11 protein-coding genes are annotated in these 16855 nt (G+C 59.8%); 3 read left to right on the top strand and 8 right to left on the bottom strand.

All coding sequences use genetic code 11. From position 1 onward, the window contains the following. Positions 1-99 precede the first annotated feature (99 nt). The 8 genes from FW764_RS04105 to FW764_RS04070 all read right to left on the bottom strand — a co-directional run bounded on the left by FW764_RS04105 (position 100) and on the right by FW764_RS04070 (position 13781). Positions 100-645 carry a DUF2058 domain-containing protein gene (locus FW764_RS04105; protein WP_003230516.1) on the bottom strand — a complete coding sequence of 182 codons (546 nt, stop codon included), beginning with the start codon at positions 643-645 and terminating at the stop codon, positions 100-102. Between the two features lie 25 nt (positions 646-670). Continuing rightward, a complete protein-coding gene (mazG, locus tag FW764_RS04100; protein ID WP_446432867.1) occupies positions 671-1504 on the bottom strand; it encodes a nucleoside triphosphate pyrophosphohydrolase in 834 nt (277 codons plus the stop codon). 8 nt (positions 1505-1512) lie between these two features. Beyond that, complete coding sequence (relA, locus tag FW764_RS04095; protein WP_446432866.1) at positions 1513-3756, bottom strand: GTP diphosphokinase; 2244 nt, start codon at positions 3754-3756, stop codon at positions 1513-1515. A 150-nt stretch (positions 3757-3906) separates the two neighbouring features. Then, positions 3907-5259 carry a 23S rRNA (uracil(1939)-C(5))-methyltransferase RlmD gene (gene rlmD, locus FW764_RS04090; protein WP_446432865.1) on the bottom strand — a complete coding sequence of 451 codons (1353 nt, stop codon included), beginning with the start codon at positions 5257-5259 and terminating at the stop codon, positions 3907-3909. Further along, entirely contained in the window at positions 5259-6161 is a 903-nt protein-coding gene (gene cysM, locus FW764_RS04085) for a cysteine synthase CysM (protein ID WP_124359320.1), read from the bottom strand. Before cysM ends, rlmD begins: the two co-directional genes overlap by 1 nt. Positions 6162-6266: 105 nt before the next feature. Next, positions 6267-12134, bottom strand: coding sequence for an NEL-type E3 ubiquitin ligase domain-containing protein (locus tag FW764_RS04080; protein ID WP_446432864.1), 5868 nt, complete (start codon positions 12132-12134; stop codon positions 6267-6269). Positions 12135-12281: 147 nt separating this feature from the next. After that, positions 12282-12881, bottom strand: a complete 600-nt coding sequence (locus FW764_RS04075) for a tRNA-uridine aminocarboxypropyltransferase (RefSeq protein WP_446432863.1) — start codon at positions 12879-12881, stop codon at positions 12282-12284. A gap of 6 nt (positions 12882-12887) precedes the next feature. Beyond that, positions 12888-13781 carry a LysR family transcriptional regulator gene (locus FW764_RS04070; RefSeq protein WP_027603788.1) on the bottom strand — a complete coding sequence of 298 codons (894 nt, stop codon included), beginning with the start codon at positions 13779-13781 and terminating at the stop codon, positions 12888-12890. 149 nt (positions 13782-13930) lie between these two features. Here FW764_RS04070 and speB point away from each other — a divergent pair, with 149 nt between their 5' ends. Genes speB through FW764_RS04055 form a run of 3 tightly spaced genes read left to right on the top strand, consistent with a single transcriptional unit; the run spans position 13931 to position 16836 of the window. Beyond that, complete coding sequence (gene speB, locus FW764_RS04065; RefSeq protein WP_083357426.1) at positions 13931-14881, top strand: agmatinase; 951 nt, start codon at positions 13931-13933, stop codon at positions 14879-14881. After that, positions 14881-15303: a YybH family protein gene (locus FW764_RS04060; protein WP_446432862.1), complete on the top strand. Its 423-nt coding sequence runs from the start codon at positions 14881-14883 to the stop codon at positions 15301-15303. Before speB ends, FW764_RS04060 begins: the two co-directional genes overlap by 1 nt. Before the next feature lie 21 nt (positions 15304-15324). Then, the gene (locus FW764_RS04055; RefSeq protein ID WP_446432861.1) at positions 15325-16836 is read left to right on the top strand and encodes a purine-cytosine permease family protein; all 1512 of its coding nucleotides are present in this window, start codon (positions 15325-15327) and stop codon (positions 16834-16836) included. Positions 16837-16855: the final 19 nt, after the last annotated feature.

The following is a 16855-nucleotide window of genomic DNA, read 5'->3' as shown; positions in this document are numbered from 1 at the left end:
GGCTGACCCTATTGGTTAAAACACAAACCCCGCCTTTTGAGCGGGGTTCGTGTTTTTTGGCAAGGGCAAGTCCTTCACCACATGGCTGTTTTTACTGCCTTACCACATCAGGTCATCCGGGATCTGGTAGGCGGCGTAAGGATCATCCTCATCCGGCACTTGGCTTTCGGTGAGGATATTGAGCTGCACGATACGCTCCGGCGCACGCTCCTGGATCTTCAGCGCCGCTTCACGCGGGATCACCTCGTAGCTGCCACCGTGGTGCACGATCGCCAGGGAGCCGTTGCTCAGTTTGTTACGCATCAACGTGTTGACCGACAGGCGTTTGACCTTCTTGTCGTCCACGAAGTTGTAGTAGTCCTCGGTGGTCAGCTTGGGCAGGCGCGAGGTCTCGATCAGTTGCTTGACCTGCGCCGTGCGGGCCTTGGCCTCGGCTTTTTCCTGCTGCTGGCGGTTCAGCTCCTGGTCGCGCTTGACCTTTTCGGCGTGCGCCTCTGCTGCCAAACGCGCCTGGGTGTCATCAACTTCGGCCTGGCCTTTATGGACCAGGCGCTGCTGCTTCTGCTTCTCTTTGCCGACCTGCTTGGCCTGCTTTTGGTTGACCAGACCTGCTTTAAGCAGTTGGTCGCGAAGGGAAAGGCTCATGGTGCTTACTCACTTAGGCAACTGCTCAACCGCAGCTGGACACATTCTTTTCCTGACGTTTGGCTTCACCCCACAGGGCGTCCAACGCTTCGAGGGTGCAATCTTCTATGGATTGGTGCGTGTCGCGCAATGCCTGTTCGATAAATCGGAAACGTCGTTCGAACTTGGCATTGGCGCCACGCAGCGCAGTTTCCGGGTCAACCTTGAGGTGACGTGCCAGGTTGACTGCAGCAAACAGCAGGTCACCGACCTCATCGGCAATCGCCACCGAATCGTTATCAGCCATGGCTTCGAGCACTTCATCGAGCTCTTCGCGCACGTTGTCCACCACCGGCAACGCGGCTGGCCAGTCGAAACCGACCTGGCTGGCGCGCTTTTGCAATTTGGCAGCACGGGACAATGCAGGTAAGGCCGCAGGCACATCGTCCAGCAGGGAAAGTTGCTCCGGCGCGTCGGATTTCTCCGCACGCTCCTCGGCCTTGATCTGCTCCCAGCGCGCCTTGACCTGATCTTCGCTCAACTGAGGAATATCCAGCGGCGCATACAGATCCCCCGTGGGGAACACATGAGGGTGGCGGCGGATGAGCTTGCGCGTAATGCTGTCGACCACCCCGGCAAACTCGAAGCGCCCTTCTTCCCGTGCTAACTGGCTGTAATACACCACTTGGAACAGCAGGTCGCCCAACTCGCCTTGCAGGTGATCAAAGTCGCCGCGCTCGATGGCATCGGCCACTTCGTAGGCTTCTTCCAGGGTGTGCGGGACAATGGTCGCGTAGGTTTGCTTGATGTCCCACGGGCACCCGTATTGCGGGTCCCGCAGGCGATTCATCAAGTACAGCAGGTCTTCAAGTGAATACATCGAGTTACTCATGGCGTGCGATTACGCCGGGTCTCAATGATGTTCGGCAACTGGGAAATGCGCCCCAGCAACCGCCCCAGTGCGTCCAACCCCGGAATCTCGATGGTCAGGGACATCAACGCAGTGTTGTCCTCTTTGTTCGAGCGGGTGTTGACCGCCAGCACGTTGATCCGCTCATTGAGCAGCACTTGCGACACGTCACGCAGCAAACCGGAACGGTCGTAGGCACGAATCACGATATCCACCGGGTAGGTAAGCACCGGCACCGGGCCCCAACTGACCTGGATGATTCGCTCCGGCTCGCGCCCGCCCAATTGCAGCACCGAGGCGCAATCCTGGCGGTGAATGCTCACGCCACGGCCCTGAGTGATGTAACCGACGATGGCGTCGCCCGGCAACGGCTGGCAGCAGCCAGCCATTTGCGTCATCAGGTTGCCCACGCCCTGGATCTGAATGTCGCCGCGCTTGCCCGGCTTGTAGCCGGTGGCTTTGCGTGGGATCAGTTCCAGCTGTTCGCTGCCGCGCTCCGGCTCGACCAACTGTTGCGCCAAGTTGACCAGTTGCGCCAGGCGCAGGTCACCGGCACCCAGGGCGGCGTACATGTCCTCGGCGATCTTCATGTTGGCCTTTTCGGCCAGCTTGTCGAAGTCCACCTGCGGCAGGCCCAGGCGAGCCAGTTCACGCTCGAGCAACGTTTTACCAGCAGCGACGTTCTGGTCGCGTGCCTGCAATTTGTACCAGTGGACGATCTTCGCCCGTGCCCGCGACGTGGTGATGTAGCCCAGGTTCGGGTTCAGCCAGTCGCGGCTCGGCGTGCCGTGCTTGCTGGTGATGATCTCGACCTGTTCACCGGTCTGCAGGCTATAGTTGAGCGGCACGATGCGCCCGTTGATTTTGGCGCCTCGGCAGTTGTGGCCGATTTCGGTGTGCACGCGGTAGGCAAAGTCCAGCGGCGTGGCACCTTTGGGCAAGTCGATGGCGTGACCATCCGGGGTAAAGATGTAGACCCGGTCCGGCTCGATATCCACGCGCAATTGCTCGGCGAGGCCGCCGATGTCGCCGAGTTCTTCGTGCCACTCGAGCACTTGGCGCAGCCAGGAGATTTTCTCTTCGTACTGGTTGGACCCAGCCTTGACGTCGGTGCCCTTGTAGCGCCAGTGCGCGCAAACCCCCAGTTCAGCCTCTTCGTGCATGGCGTGGGTGCGAATCTGCACTTCCAGCACCTTGCCCTCGGGGCCGATCACTGCGGTGTGCAGCGAGCGATAGCCGTTTTCCTTGGGGTTGGCGATGTAGTCGTCGAACTCCTTGGGAATATGTCGCCACAAGGTGTGCACGATACCCAGCGCGGTGTAGCAGTCGCGCATTTCCGGCACCAGCACGCGCACGGCACGCACGTCGTAGATCTGACTGAAGGCCAGGCCTTTGCGCTGCATTTTGCGCCAGATCGAATAGATGTGTTTGGCCCGGCCGCTGATGTCGGCATCGACGCCGGTGGCTTGCAACTCGGAACGCAACTGCCCCATCACATCGGAGATAAAGCGCTCACGGTCGAGCCGCCGCTCGTGCAGCAGCGTGGCAATCTGCTTGTATTGATCGGGCTCGAGATAGCGGAAGGACAGGTCCTCCAGCTCCCACTTGATGTGGCCAATACCCAGGCGGTGCGCCAGCGGCGCATAGATGTCGAAAACTTCGCGGGCAACACGGTTGCGTTTTTCGTCGTCGGCGGTCTTTACCGCTCGGATCGCACAGGTGCGCTCAGCCAGTTTGATCAGCGCGACGCGCACGTCATCGACCATCGCCACCAGCATTTTGCGCAGATTCTCGACCTGCCCCTGGGTGCCCAGCACCATGGATTGACGTGGGCTGAGGCTGGCGCTGATGGCAGCCATGCGCAGCACGCCGTCGATCAACTTGGCCACCACCGTACCGAATCGCTGACTGACCGTCGGCAACGCAATATGCCCTTCGCGCACACCGCGATAGAGCACGGCGGCGATCAGCGAATCCTGGTCCAGCTTGAGATCGGCGAGGATTTCGGCGATTTCCAACCCGGTGCGAAAGCTTGACGTGCCCTCCGCCCACAGGTTCTTGGCGGCATTGTCTTGCTGTTCAGACTCACGAGCGAACTCGCAGGCCGCTTTCAAGGCTTCACGGTCCAGTGCCGGGTCGACACTGACGGCATGATCCAGCCATGCCTCGAGATTGATACTGCCGTCGGTGTTGATCGGCTGGTGTGCTCTCACCTGTACCATCTTGCTTACCTTCCCTACGACGCACCTTTGATGCGCCAAAAATCATCGCTGACCTGCTGCGTAACCCTAGCTCTGCAACCAAAGCTACGTGCAACTCCCTGACAGGTCACGGCCCAGGAGACTACAGGCCAGTCGGATTAAACGGGCATCCTAGCCCGCTTCAAATAACGCCATGGCCTCGACATGAGCTGTCTGTGGAAACATGTCGAGGATCCCGGCACGTTTTAGCCGGTAGCCTTGCTTGACCAACTCAACCGTGTCCCGCGCCAGCGTGGCCGGGTTGCAGGACACATACACCAAGCGCTTGGCTCCCAGCGTGGCGAGCTTGCGCACAACCTCCAGGGCACCATCACGGGGTGGGTCCAAGAGTACCGCAGAAAAGCCCTGTTTGGCCCATTCCGCGTCAGTCAAAGGCTGGGACAAATCGGCTTGAAAAAACTGCACGTTATGCAAATTGTTGCTGACGGCGTTCTGTGCCGCCCGGTCCACCATGGCCTGTACACCTTCTACCGCAACCACTTCGCGCACGTGTTTGGCCAGCGGCAAAGCAAAGTTGCCCAGCCCGCAGAACAGGTCCAACACCCGTTCCTCGGGCTGTGGCGCCAGCCATTCCAGGGCCTGGGCGACCATCGCGGCGTTGACGCCAGCGTTGACCTGCACAAAGTCCCCGGGCCGGTAAGCCAGTTCCAGGTCCCATTGCTCCAACCGATAACCCAACGCCGAGTTCGCCTCGACGGGCTCCGGCTGGCCCTCGCCATGCAGCCACAACTGCGCGTCATGGAAAGTGCAAAATTCTTGCAGGATCAGCAGGTCCGCCTCGGACAACGGCGCCATATGCCGCAGCAACACGGCGTTGGATGAGCCGCTGAACAACTCCACATGCCCCAGCGCCTGCGGTTTGCTCAGGCGGCGCAACATGTTCGGCAAACGCTGCATGATCGGCTGCAAGGCCTGTACCAGCACCGGGCAATCATCGATCGCGATGATGTCCTGGCTGGCCACGGCGCGAAAACCCACTTCGAGGTTTTTCGCCTTGGCGTCCCAGCGCACGGCCACGCGGGCGCGACGACGGTAGCCGAATTCCGGCCCACTCAAAGGGGCGGCCCACGCTTGCGGTTCGACACCGGCCACACGCGACAGTTGTTCGGCGAGCATGCGCTGTTTCAGGGCGAGCTGTTCGTCATGGGGCAAGTGCTGCACGCTGCAACCGCCGCAGCGGCCAAAATGCGCGCACGGCGCCGGGCGGCGCAGTTCGCTGGCCTTGAACACACGCTCGGTGCGCGCTTCTACCACTTTGCCGTGGGCGCCCAATACCCGCGCTTCGACTTCTTCGCCGGCCAGCGCGCCATTTACAAACCAGGTGCGGCCTTCAAAGAACACAATGCCGCGGCCATCGTTGGCCAGGCGCTCGATGGTCAGGCGTTGTTTCTTGCCGACCGGAATCTGCGGAGCGCGGCTGCCGCCCGTCGGTTGGAAGCGCAGGCCTCTCTCGTGCTTGGCCATCAGTTGGGTTCGTCGAAGATGCCGGTCGACAGGTAACGGTCGCCTCGGTCACAGATGATCGCGACGATCACCGCGTTTTCCACTTCTTTGGACAAGCGCAACATACCGGCCACGGCGCCCCCGGAGGACACCCCGCAGAAGATGCCTTCCTCGCGCGCCAGGCGACGGGTGGTGTCTTCGGCTTCACGCTGGGCCATGTCGATGATGCGGTCCACGCGGGTAGCGTTGTAGATCTTCGGTAGGTACTCTTCGGGCCAGCGGCGAATGCCGGGGATGGCCGCGCCTTCCATCGGTTGCAGGCCAACGATCTGGATCGCCGGGTTCTGCTCCTTGAGGTAGCGCGAGTTGCCCATGATGGTGCCGGTGGTGCCCATGGAGCTGACGAAATGGGTGATGGTGCCCTGGGTCTGGCGCCAGATTTCCGGGCCGGTGCTGGTGTAGTGCGCCTCAGGGTTATCGCCATTGGCGAACTGGTCCAGCACCACGCCACGGCCTTCGGCGGCCATGCGCTCGGCGAGGTCGCGGGCGCCTTCCATGCCTTCTTCCTGGGTGACCAGAATGAGCTGGGCGCCATAGGCTGTCATCGCCGCCTTGCGTTCGGCACTGCCGTTGTCGGGCATGATCAGCACCATCTTGTAACCTTTGATCGCTGCAGCCATGGCCAGGGCGATGCCGGTGTTACCCGAGGTGGCTTCGATCAGGGTGTCGCCGGGCTTGATCTGCCCGCGCAACTCGGCGCGGGTGATCATCGACAGCGCCGGACGGTCTTTGACAGAGCCGGCCGGGTTGTTCCCTTCGAGCTTGAGCAACAAGGTGTTGCTGGTTTCACCCGCCATGCGTTGCAAGCGGACCAGGGGCGTGTTGCCGACGCAATCGGCGATTGTAGGGTACTGCAAGGTCATGGCGTATTCGCAATCCAGACTGCGGGGGCGAACATCATACCGGGAAAGGCTGGCGGGCCATATCACGCAAAGTGCGGTGTTTATTCCACTGAGGTATAAGCAAGATCAGTCGCTGCTGACAAAAGCCCCCCATTCCAGGGTGGTGAACCGCAAGACAAGGTTCATCTTGGATGAGCGCATGGCCACGCCAATCTCGTCAACCTTAAGCCTGTACGCGTTATCGCCCAATTCGCCACGTTCGCTTTGATCCACCGCCTGTTCGAACTGATCATCGTAGGGGCTTCGCGCCGATTCAAACTCTGAACGGTACTTTCGCTCCAGAAACTCCACCCAATACTCTTCATCCTTAAGCAGATCAGACCAGTCGATTTGAGCCTCCTCATTGATAATGCCCCAGCGATATTCATTCAACGCAAGCGCGTCAATCTGCACAGTGAGTGTAGAAAAGCGCGCCGTGAGCGGCACCGGCAAATCCAACGCTTGCGCCAGAGCGATCCGACACCCCAGCAGGTGCATACTTTGTTCGACGTTTGAATGAAAGGGGTAATCAAACCGGACCCGATACTCCAGAGATGCGATGCGGCGACGTGCCCGGTAGTAGTTCAAAAAGTCCGCAGCCGTGGCTTGACTGCCGGGTGCAAGCATCTGCAACGGCAACACCGCAAGTTCCAGGTCATTAAGGCACAGCAGCCAGCCATCCGCGTGGCCGTGGATGTACTTCAAACTCTCCTCAAACAAAACCCGCGCGATCTGCTCGTCATGGGTTGCGCTGTCAATCAATTGCCAGACTCTGCGGGTAATGTCTTCGCGTAATACCCGATTCTTCGCAGCGATAAACGGCTGATAGGAAGCAAACGCCCCCAACAGCACGAGAAAGTTCTGCGCGGTTTGCTGTGAGGATATCTGAGACCAAAGAGCTCGACGCAGCCCCGACAGGTCTGGAGGGGTTGAAGCCAACCAAGGATCGACAGAAGAAGAAACCGAGATTTGCTCGTCCCTCATACCAAAATAGACGTTCTGGTAACCCGGCCTTCGTCGGTATTGATTGAATAACGCCATCGTACTGTCAGAAAGCTCATTGCCCTGCAAATCCATAGCGATATGGACATTGAGGTTGAAGCCCAGATCTGTTTCGGTCAGCCCGTTGATACGGTTATCGCGCAAATCGAACGTACGAAGTTTTCGCAGGGTCACCGCCCCCCGGGGCAATCGATTGATATAGGTATTTCTCAGCTTGAGGACCGTCAGTGCTTTCAAACGATGGAGGTTCAACTGTTGACCCTGGCCAAGCGGGTTATAGGACAGATCCAGATGGGTCAGGCGTGTCAACGTTGTCAGATACCGCACATCCTGCAAATTAGGCCGAATGCGATTGTTCGATAGATTCAGCCGCCTCACGTCTTGCACCTCCGAAAGCCCTTCAGGCAAATGGTCCAAAAGGTTGCCATCGAGAGAAAGGCTGCACAGGTTCCCGAAGCGCTTGAGGAAGCCTGCCGGTAGCGCGTGCAACTGATTGTCCCTCAAGCTCAGCAGCGTGACATGAAAAAAGTTTGCGTCCATCTGCGGCAGGCTCTCCAGAGCCAAGTCGTCGAGGTAAAGCGCATGCGGCACACCATGTGGGGCGGCCTGCTTACTCCAGCAACGTCGAATCCGTTCGGAGGCTTCAAGGTGGTTTTTCAAACTCACCGGTTTGCACAGCAAGCACCATCGTTCAAGGCTGGCATTCAAGCCATCTCGATCGCTGAAAAGGCCGCTGATATAGTCCTGCCGGCCCTCGAAGGTGTCAGCTACGTTTCGCAGGATCTCAATGGCTTGCGCATCAGATTTGGTCGGATACAACGTTCGTAACTGCGCTACCTGCCCTGGGTTTACACCGCCTGCGCCCGCCTCGCCGCTCAGCGGATAACCTATGCGCCCGTCACTCAATCGTCGCGGCGGGTTGAACCAGGGGCGCGACACCATGCCGAGGAGCTTTTCAATGCCGAACGGATCACCGAATACCTGCCGGGATTCCAGGCGTCGCGCAATTTCCTGTGTCAGTTCTTCAATACCAGCCCTATGGGTGTAGCCCAACGCCAGGCGCTCACGGGCCGGCAGTGCGTTTAACAAAACCACCAGAAACTCACCGAAGCCGCCGATTGGGTGGCGCTCACCGTTGCCCCTTGGCTTGTAGGCCTGATAGTGACCGTCCATGACCTCCAATACACGCTTTAGTGGCGTGCTGGCAGGGCCGATGCTGTCGACCAGACGCCCTCTTTCCCAGACCTCGACCCTTAGGCTTTCTGGCCATCCGTCGATGGTTGGCAAGGTATGCAGAATCAGTTTCGCGCTGTCTGCATTTGCGGCTGCAGGCAAATGCACCCCCTCCAAAGCGCGCGCCTTGCGTAAATGATGCAGCCACCAACGCACCGATGGTGCAAATGTAAAAGGCACGCGGCCAGCCTCCAGCTCTGTCCGCTCAACAGGCTTGGCCTGGCTCACCAACTCCTCGGCAATGACTGCGGTGAGACTGGGAAAGACGCGCTGCACCACTTGCGCCAGGGGGTCGGATGACTGCGCGGCCTTGTGGCACATCGCCCTGAACATTAACCGCTCCATCAAGGGTTGGTTGGTCATGACCTTGGCTTCCAGCACGGTTACTTGGTCTGCCCTGCTGACCCCAGCGCGCCCGACCAGTGCATCGGCACTGTCCGGGCCGATCTCTCCCAACAGTTGATCAAAGAAGTCGCGCCCCGCGGCGGTGCCCTCAAACGCGTCCATCCCCTGCATGTGCGTCTTAAGCCGCTGATGAAGGGTGAAGCGCTCGACGGTCTCCCTCAGGATTGCGGGGGGCCGCTCGTTACGCACATGTACCCGACGCAGGATGTCCGGCGTCACCCCGCTGATCTGCTGAATCTGCACAATGGCATCCGGCGTCAACGCACGAAACGATGGCCCGAGGCGATAAAAGGGTTTCTGCCCGTCCCAGGTCAGAGGGTTTTCCCATTCATGCCGCCAGGCGCCGGCGCCATTGTGGCTCAGCACGGGTGCATAGGCCTGCTCCAGCGACGGGTGTGGAATACGCCAGGGTTCATGCCCCTGCCCCTGGGCGACCTTGAAATACTCCCCCTCGATAAACAGGTAGCGATCATCGCCCAGGCTGTAAAGGCCGAGCGCGTCAGGCTCGGGCACGAGACTCGATGCCTCGATAGTGCTGGTGTATCGCCCGATCTCCCGCGGTGAAGGATAAAACGTGCCATCAATCGCACGATTACGCAGCACGGCCTGGGCGATTTCATAACGAAACTGGCGAATTGCACTCTGCGTGCTCCCACCCAGTTGTTGCAGCTCACTGGCGGCGAGCTGGCTCACCACGGCTTCATAAAAACTATCGGCGCCGGTCAACGCCGCACCGACGAGGGGGGCCTGGTGATTGAACGGTGAAAATCGCCCATTCATCTGGTCGATCACGACGATGGTCCGATCAAGCTCGCCACGCGAAGCATAGGGCTGCGCTTGCCCCTTGGTGCTGACCACCAATGCCCGGCCGATCAAGGAACGCAGTACGCCACCGGCAAACTCTGCAGCCCAGCCCTGGGTTTGGCGGTTGAACCTGCGTGGGTAGAAGAGCCCATCGATAATAGCTTCGCATCGTACCGCTTGGCGCGCGGCGCGTAGCGCAGTGTGAAGCGCCTCGGGTTGCAGCTGCGATTCCAACAGTTGCGTCTGTTGATGCTCCGACAGCGGATGTTCACGCAGCGCTTCCAATAACCGTGCCTGGCTTAAGCCAGGATGCAAGTCCTGTAGCTGCTTGATCACGGCGGGCAACTGCCGCTCGCTGTCGACATACTCGGGCAACAATCGATGTACTGACGCGGACACATCCCTGGCCGCTGAGCGGCTGGTGTTGGCAAATGCCGTCAGCGCATCAAACAAGTCAATTCGCAAGGCCTTGGCTTTATCGGCCAATTGTTGAACCAGCCCACTTTCTCCACCGGAAAAAACCGTGGGTAACAGCCTGACAATCGCTTCGGGAAAATGTGTAGTCATCCGGCGAGGTGTTGCGTAAGCCAATTGATGGTTTTCCAACACCCTCACCGTGATCACCTTTGCCGTCGTACTGAGTGCCCCTTTGCTGTAGTGCCGCATTTGCTCGCCTTGATGATTTTCGATGCTCAAGGACGCACCTGCGGGCCACTCTTTCAATTGCGTCAGCAAAGGCGCCATGACCTCAACGGCGCCGACGGGCACAGGGCGATTGGCGTCTGCCCCTTCGGCAACCCAGTCGATCAGCTTATCGGCCTGGTACCGATGCACCGCCTCGACCAGCGAGGCCGACGGATGCGCGCCCTCCCAGATCTGGTTGAGGGTCTGGCGTGAGGTGGCGCTTGAGTCGAGTATTACCTGCATGTCCCGAACCGCAGAATCCTGGGCACCGAGCATGCGCTCAAGCAACTGAGGGCTGGTTTGGGACGGGGACTTGTTCACGACGCCGCCCGACTGTGACAATTGTTGATACAGGCGCTGATGGCGAAGCCTTACGGTTTTGGCCAAGCGGGTATGCAACCGACTACTCACGAGTAAATCGGCCAAATCTACAAAGCCCTGCAACAGCGCCTCTGGCTCACCTTGCAACGCCCGGAGGCCACCGTCGACCAAGGCCTGCTCCAACGCAACAAACATCGCGATCGTGCGTAGTCGGCCCAATCCTTTCAACGGCCCCGGCACTGGAATCAACAGCAGGTTGAGGGTTTCACCGACCACCGTCTCAAACAGCTCAATAAGGGCGGCCATGAAGCCTGAGGTTTTATTGGCCAATTCCTGCAGATTGGCTTGAGAGCGATTGATATAGAAATCATTCAGGATGACGATGGGCGTTTTGCGCACCGACTCACGCTTGTAGCCAATCTTCTGCACATTGGTAAGGGTGGGAATATATTGAACCAATTGATAAAGCAACTTGCCCTGCGGCGTAAGATCAGGGGGTTGCGGTTTTTTTTTAGCGATATCCTTCAGTCGCGCACAGTCACTGAACCCCATGACCTGATGCAGCCAATCGACCTTCCCCAAGAGATAGAAACCGTGGAACGCGACATGGAATTCCTCGCAGGCCTCACGGTGGCTGTCATGGTGACGAAGGCTGCCACCGGGCCGGTTCGGGAAGAAGCTGAAGGCACCTTTGCAACCCTCGACGGAAAAAACGATGTGGGGAATCTTCAAGCTGTCACCTGGCGGCGCGCTCACATACTGCCCCGTCAAACCAATGTATTGAGGTAACCAACTGGTGTTGTCCACGCCATGGGGTATGAACAACATCATTTCTTCCACGGTTCCCCACCGCGCTTCGCCCATCAATGCCCGTTTCACACACTGGTATCTGTCTGTGTCTACTCGACTGGCCTTGGTGTTTTTCAACGCCTCTATCAGGGCGAACTCAAATTCGGCACTGGCAAACGCCATGATGTGAATACCCAGCGATGCAGTGGGCTGCAACGCCTGCTCGAGTTGCTGCCTGAGTTGTCCGCCGATATCGAGCCGGCGCACGAGTGCTATGAACTGCCGAGGGGTGATGTTGACATGGCTGTCCAGATAGCTGGCACCTGCCAAGTCTGTGTGGCCGGGAAAACTCCAGCCAGTCAGGCCGCCATAGTTCATGCACGCGGCGTCCCACAGCGTGAGACTGGATACGCCGATTCTGTCCTTCTGGTGCTCGGTCGGCTTCAGATAACGGGTATGAATCCGGGCAACCTTTGGGTCGACAGCCTTGCCGACCAGTTTTTCCAGCTCTGCACTCAGCGTCGCCAACGCCGCTGTTTCAAAATCCAGATTGAAATGACGGATGGCATTTTCGAAAGTGCCTTGTGCGTTGAGATAGGCCCTTTGCAGACGTGCATAGTCGTGCCGCTCTTGTGCATCGAGTTCGCCGAAAAAAACCGTGAGGCTTTCGTGCAACGGATCCAGAGCGCGCATTACCGACCATTCCGCACCGGACATCAAAGGCCCTCGATCCTGTTGGTCGTATAAAAACACGGACAACGCATTCGCAGGGGGAGGCGTCTCGCCAGGCTCTGTCATTTTTTGTGCCCTCTAAGGGTGTGGTAAATGATGAGCCTAATCAGCGGCGCTTACGCCAGACGGTAACTATGTAGCATCTGTGTGATTACGCTGGTAGACCGCCTCTCCCATGGCGGCAATCTGGCCTTCGATCAACGCGTCGAATGGCTTGAGCAACGCGTCGAATGAAGCCGAGGCTTCGAGTACCTGCAACGCTTGCACGATTGCTTCCACCGTCGACAAAGCGCCCGGTCCGGGCGCCTTGCGCAGCCGATAACGCGACTCGCCAGCGCCCGCCAGGGTGACGCGCGGCAAAGCGGCCAGCAGCGGGTTGAGGTACAGCAGCTTGCGCGCCTTGCGCCATGTGCCGTCGGGCACTACCAGCAGGAGCGCTTGATCGTTCGGCGTATACGTTTTCAAAAGCTCAGCGTCGTCCGCCGGAAACAACAGCCGCGCCTGAAAACCCGGCGGGCTCAACAACGTGGCCAGGTCGTCGAACACCTCGCCCACCACCAACTGCGCATTGTTCAAGCCCAACGCCGCCAACCGCGCGGTATTGAGCGCGTGATTGACCTCGCTGGGGTGCTGCAACAGCAAGACGCGAGTGCGGCTGTCGAGGCTGGGGATCAGCGCACACAGGCAATGGGTAGTCGGCCGCTGGCAGCGGGAGCACTGGGGTCTGGACATGGTTTTTCAGGCCTGATTGAGCTGAGCTTTGAGTAAATCGCGGAAGGTCTGGATCAGCGGTTCGCGGCTGCGGCCCCGGCGCATGATCATCGAGAATGGCGCCTGGTAGCCGAAGGTTGCCGGCAGTAGTACGCGCAGGTCACCCTTATCGGCCCAGGCCTGAGCATAGTGCTCGGGCAAGTAGCCGATGTAGGCGCCGGACAGCACCAGAATCAGTTGTGCCTCCATACTTTCCACGGTGGCCGCACTGTGTTTGAAGCCATGGCGTGCCAGTTCGGCCTGGCTCCAGTAGCCGCGCCCGACCATGCGCTGTTGGGTGATCACCTGTTCGGGGATACGCCGCTCGCTGAACAACGGGTGCCGGGTGCTGCAATACAGCCAGTGCTGCTCGCGGTAAAGCGGCATGTAGATCAGCCCACTCATGCGGTTGGAAAAGGCGCCAATGGCCAAATCCAGGCGGTTGTCCTGCACACCCAGTTGCAGCTCGTAAGGGCTCATCACCGACAGATTCAGATGCACCGCCGGGTGTTCCAGGCTGTACGCGCCGATCACCTCAGCAAATGGCAGCGCCTTATCGCTGACGGTGGAGTCCAGGACGCCGAGCTTGAGGGTACCGCGCAGCTCGCCTTTGAGCGCTGCAGCGTATTGCTCGAAGCCTTCGAGTTCGCCCAACAGACGCAGGGTTTCCTGATGGAACAGCTCGCCTTTACTGGTCAGGCTGAACCCGCCGCGCCCGCGATGGCAAAGCACCAGGCCCAACGCCGACTCCAACTGACTCATGTAGGTGCTGATGGCCGAGGTCGACAGGTTGAGTTCGTGCTGAGCGTTAGCGAACCCCTGATGCCGCACGACGCTGACGAAAATGCGCAGGAGTTTCAGGTCGGGCAAGGCGTTGGCCATGGTCGGCTCCGGGTGTGGATGGCGGCAGTCTACCTGCCGGCCTTAGTTTAGAAAAACCTGAACTAAGTATTTGCCCCTGCCGATTCTTCCCGCCCAGGGCTTTTCGCAGAATCGGCCTCTAATAAACAAAACAACGATGAGGCAATTCCGTGGACAAGATTTTCCACCAACCACTGGGCGGCAACGAAATGCCGCGCTTCGCCGGCATCGCCACCATGATGCGACTCCCCCACCTGCAATCGGCCAAAGGCCTGGACGCCGCCTTTGTCGGCGTGCCCCTGGACATCGGCACCTCGCTACGCGCCGGCACCCGCTTCGGGCCGCGGGAAATCCGCGCAGAGTCGGTGATGATCCGCCCCTACAACATGGCCACCGGCGCAGCGCCGTTTGACTCGCTGTCGGTTGCCGACATTGGCGACGTAGCGATCAACACCTTTAACCTGCTCGACGCCGTGCGCATCATCGAAGAAGCCTACGATGAGATCCTCGAGCACAACGTCGTCCCGATGACCTTGGGCGGCGACCACACCATCACCTTGCCGATCCTGCGGGCGATCCACAAGAAACACGGCAAGGTCGGGCTGGTGCACATCGATGCCCATGCCGACGTCAACGACCATATGTTCGGCGAGAAAATCGCCCACGGCACCACGTTTCGCCGCGCGGTGGAAGAAGGTTTGCTCGATTGCGACCGTGTGGTGCAGATCGGTCTGCGCGCCCAGGGCTACACCGCCGAAGACTTCAACTGGAGCCGCAAACAGGGCTTCCGTGTGGTCCAGGCTGAAGAATGCTGGCACCACTCCCTCGCGCCATTGATGGCCGAAGTACGTGAAAAAGTCGGCGGCGGCCCGGTGTACCTGAGCTTCGACATCGACGGTATCGACCCGGCCTGGGCACCGGGCACCGGCACGCCGGAAATCGGCGGCCTGACCACCATCCAGGCGATCGAGATCATCCGTGGCTGCCAAGGCCTCGACCTGATTGGTTGCGACCTGGTCGAAGTTTCGCCGCCTTACGACACCACCGGCAACACCTCGCTGCTCGGCGCCAACCTGCTGTACGAGATGCTCTGCGTACTGCCCGGCGTGGCGCATCGCTGATGAGCACGCTTGCTGTGCTGCAAGCGGCGGCCGACCTGGTGTCAGCCTTCGCCCGCAATGACCGCGCCGCCTACTTCGGCGCGTTCACCGCGGATGCCAGCTTTGTGTTTTACACACTCCCCCAGCCGCTGCTCAACCGCGACGCTTACCAGGCGTTGTGGGACAGCTGGCGCCGGGACGAGGGGTTTGAGGTGCTGTCCTGCACTTCAAGCAACGCCATTGTCAGCCTGCACGGTGACGCGGCGATTTTTATGCATGACGTCGCCACCGAGCTACGCATGAACGGGGAGCACCTTTTTAGCCAGGAGCGCGAGACCATTGTCTTCACCCGACAAGGGTCAGACGCACAACAAAAACAAGGCCTATGGCTGGCCTGTCACGAACATTTGTCCGCTATGCCGGAAGGGCTGCCGCCCCCTTAGCCAATGTGATCGGAGCTGATCATGAATAATAAAAACAACGACAAAAGTATTCGAAAGATAGAAACCAACGGGGTCGAACAGATCCCCGACCACGAACGTACCGCCAGCCCCAAGGATCTGTTTCGACTGATCTTCGGCGGTGCCAATACCTTTGCCACCGCCGTACTGGGTGCGTTTCCGGTGCTGTTCGGCTTGTCGTTCCAGGCCGGTGTCTGGGCGATTGTGCTGGGCGTGCTGGTGGGCGCGCTGATCCTGGCACCGATGGGCCTGTTCGGGCCGATCAACGGCACCAACAACGCCGTGTCTTCCGGTGCGCACTTTGGTGTGCACGGGCGGATTGTCGGCTCGTTTCTGTCGCTTCTGACGGCGATTGCCTTCTTCTCACTGTCGGTGTGGAGTTCAGGCGATGCGTTGGTCGGTGGTGCGAAACGCCTGATTGGTTTGCCAGAAACCGGCATGACGTTGGGCCTGGCCTACGGCCTGTTCGCCCTGCTGGTGCTCACCGTGTGCATCTATGGCTTCCGCTTCATGCTGTGGGTCAACCGCATTGCCGTGTGGGCCGCGAGCCTGCTGTTCCTGCTGGGGATCTTCGCGTTTGCGCCGGCCTTCGACAGCCACTTCGCCGGCACCGTCGCCATCGGCCAGACCGGCTTCTGGGCAGCGTTTATCGGTGCAGCATTGGTGGCCATGAGCAATCCGATTTCCTTCGGCGCGTTCCTGGGTGATTGGTCACGCTACATCCCACGTGAGACGCCGAAAATACGCATCATGCTGGCGGTGGTGCTGGCCCAGATCGCCACCTTGATTCCGTTCCTGTTCGGCCTGGCCACCGCGACCATCGTGGCCGTGAAGGCTCCGGACTACATCGCAGCTAACAACTATGTCGGCGGTTTACTGGCAGTCGCGCCGAGCTGGTTCTTCCTGCCGGTGTGCCTGATCGCGGTAATCGGTGGCATGTCCACTGGCACCACGTCGCTGTATGGCACCGGATTGGACATGTCCAGCGTGTTCCCGCGCCTGCTGTCGCGGGTCAAGGCCACGCTGCTGATTGGGGTCATGTCGATTGCCTTTATCTTTATCGGACGCTTCGCCGCCAACCTGGTGCAAAGCGTGTCGACCTTCGCCGTGCTGATCATCACCTGCACCACGCCGTGGATGGTGATGATGATCATCGGCCTGATCGTACGTCGCGGCTTCTACTGCCCGGATGATCTGCAGGTGTTCACCCGCGGTGAGACCGGCGGCCGCTACTGGTTCAGCCATGGCTGGAACTGGCGTGGCCTGGGGGCCTGGATCCCGAGTGCGCTGGTGGGCCTGTGCTTCGTCAACCTGCCGGGGCAGTTTGTCGGGCCACTGGGCAACCTGGCCGATGGCATCGATATCAGCCTGCCGGTGACGCTGGGGCTGGCCTCGGTGGTGTACCTGACCTTGCTTCGTGTGTTCCCGGAACCGGCCGCCGTCTACGGCCCGGCCGACCCTCGCAGCCAGCGCACGGATGCGCGCATTAAACCGGCGCTGCAACAAGCCGCCTGATCGCCCATAAAAACGATAA

The sequence above is a fragment of the Pseudomonas sp. 1152_12 genome, from assembly GCF_052850675.1.
Note: the sequence above shows the minus strand (reverse complement) of the source record. Positions and strands in the feature narration are given on the sequence as shown.

Excerpts from the sequence above, each read along its gene's own strand:
- FW764_RS04105 (WP_003230516.1), bottom strand. The coding sequence starts at position 645 with ATGAGCCTTTCCCTTCGCGACCAACTGCTTAAAGCAGGTCTGGTCAAC.
- mazG (WP_446432867.1), bottom strand. The coding sequence starts at position 1,504 with ATGTATTCACTTGAAGACCTGCTGTACTTGATGAATCGCCTGCGGGAC.
- relA (WP_446432866.1), bottom strand. The coding sequence starts at position 3,756 with ATGGTACAGGTGAGAGCACACCAGCCGATCAACACCGACGGCAGTATC.
- rlmD (WP_446432865.1), bottom strand. The coding sequence starts at position 5,259 with ATGGCCAAGCACGAGAGAGGCCTGCGCTTCCAACCGACGGGCGGCAGC.
- cysM (WP_124359320.1), bottom strand. The coding sequence starts at position 6,161 with ATGACCTTGCAGTACCCTACAATCGCCGATTGCGTCGGCAACACGCCC.
- FW764_RS04080 (WP_446432864.1), bottom strand. The coding sequence starts at position 12,134 with ATGTCCGGTGCGGAATGGTCGGTAATGCGCGCTCTGGATCCGTTGCAC.
- FW764_RS04075 (WP_446432863.1), bottom strand. The coding sequence starts at position 12,881 with ATGTCCAGACCCCAGTGCTCCCGCTGCCAGCGGCCGACTACCCATTGC.
- FW764_RS04070 (WP_027603788.1), bottom strand. The coding sequence starts at position 13,781 with ATGGCCAACGCCTTGCCCGACCTGAAACTCCTGCGCATTTTCGTCAGC.
- FW764_RS04060 (WP_446432862.1), top strand. The coding sequence starts at position 14,881 with ATGAGCACGCTTGCTGTGCTGCAAGCGGCGGCCGACCTGGTGTCAGCC.
- FW764_RS04055 (WP_446432861.1), top strand. The coding sequence starts at position 15,325 with ATGAATAATAAAAACAACGACAAAAGTATTCGAAAGATAGAAACCAAC.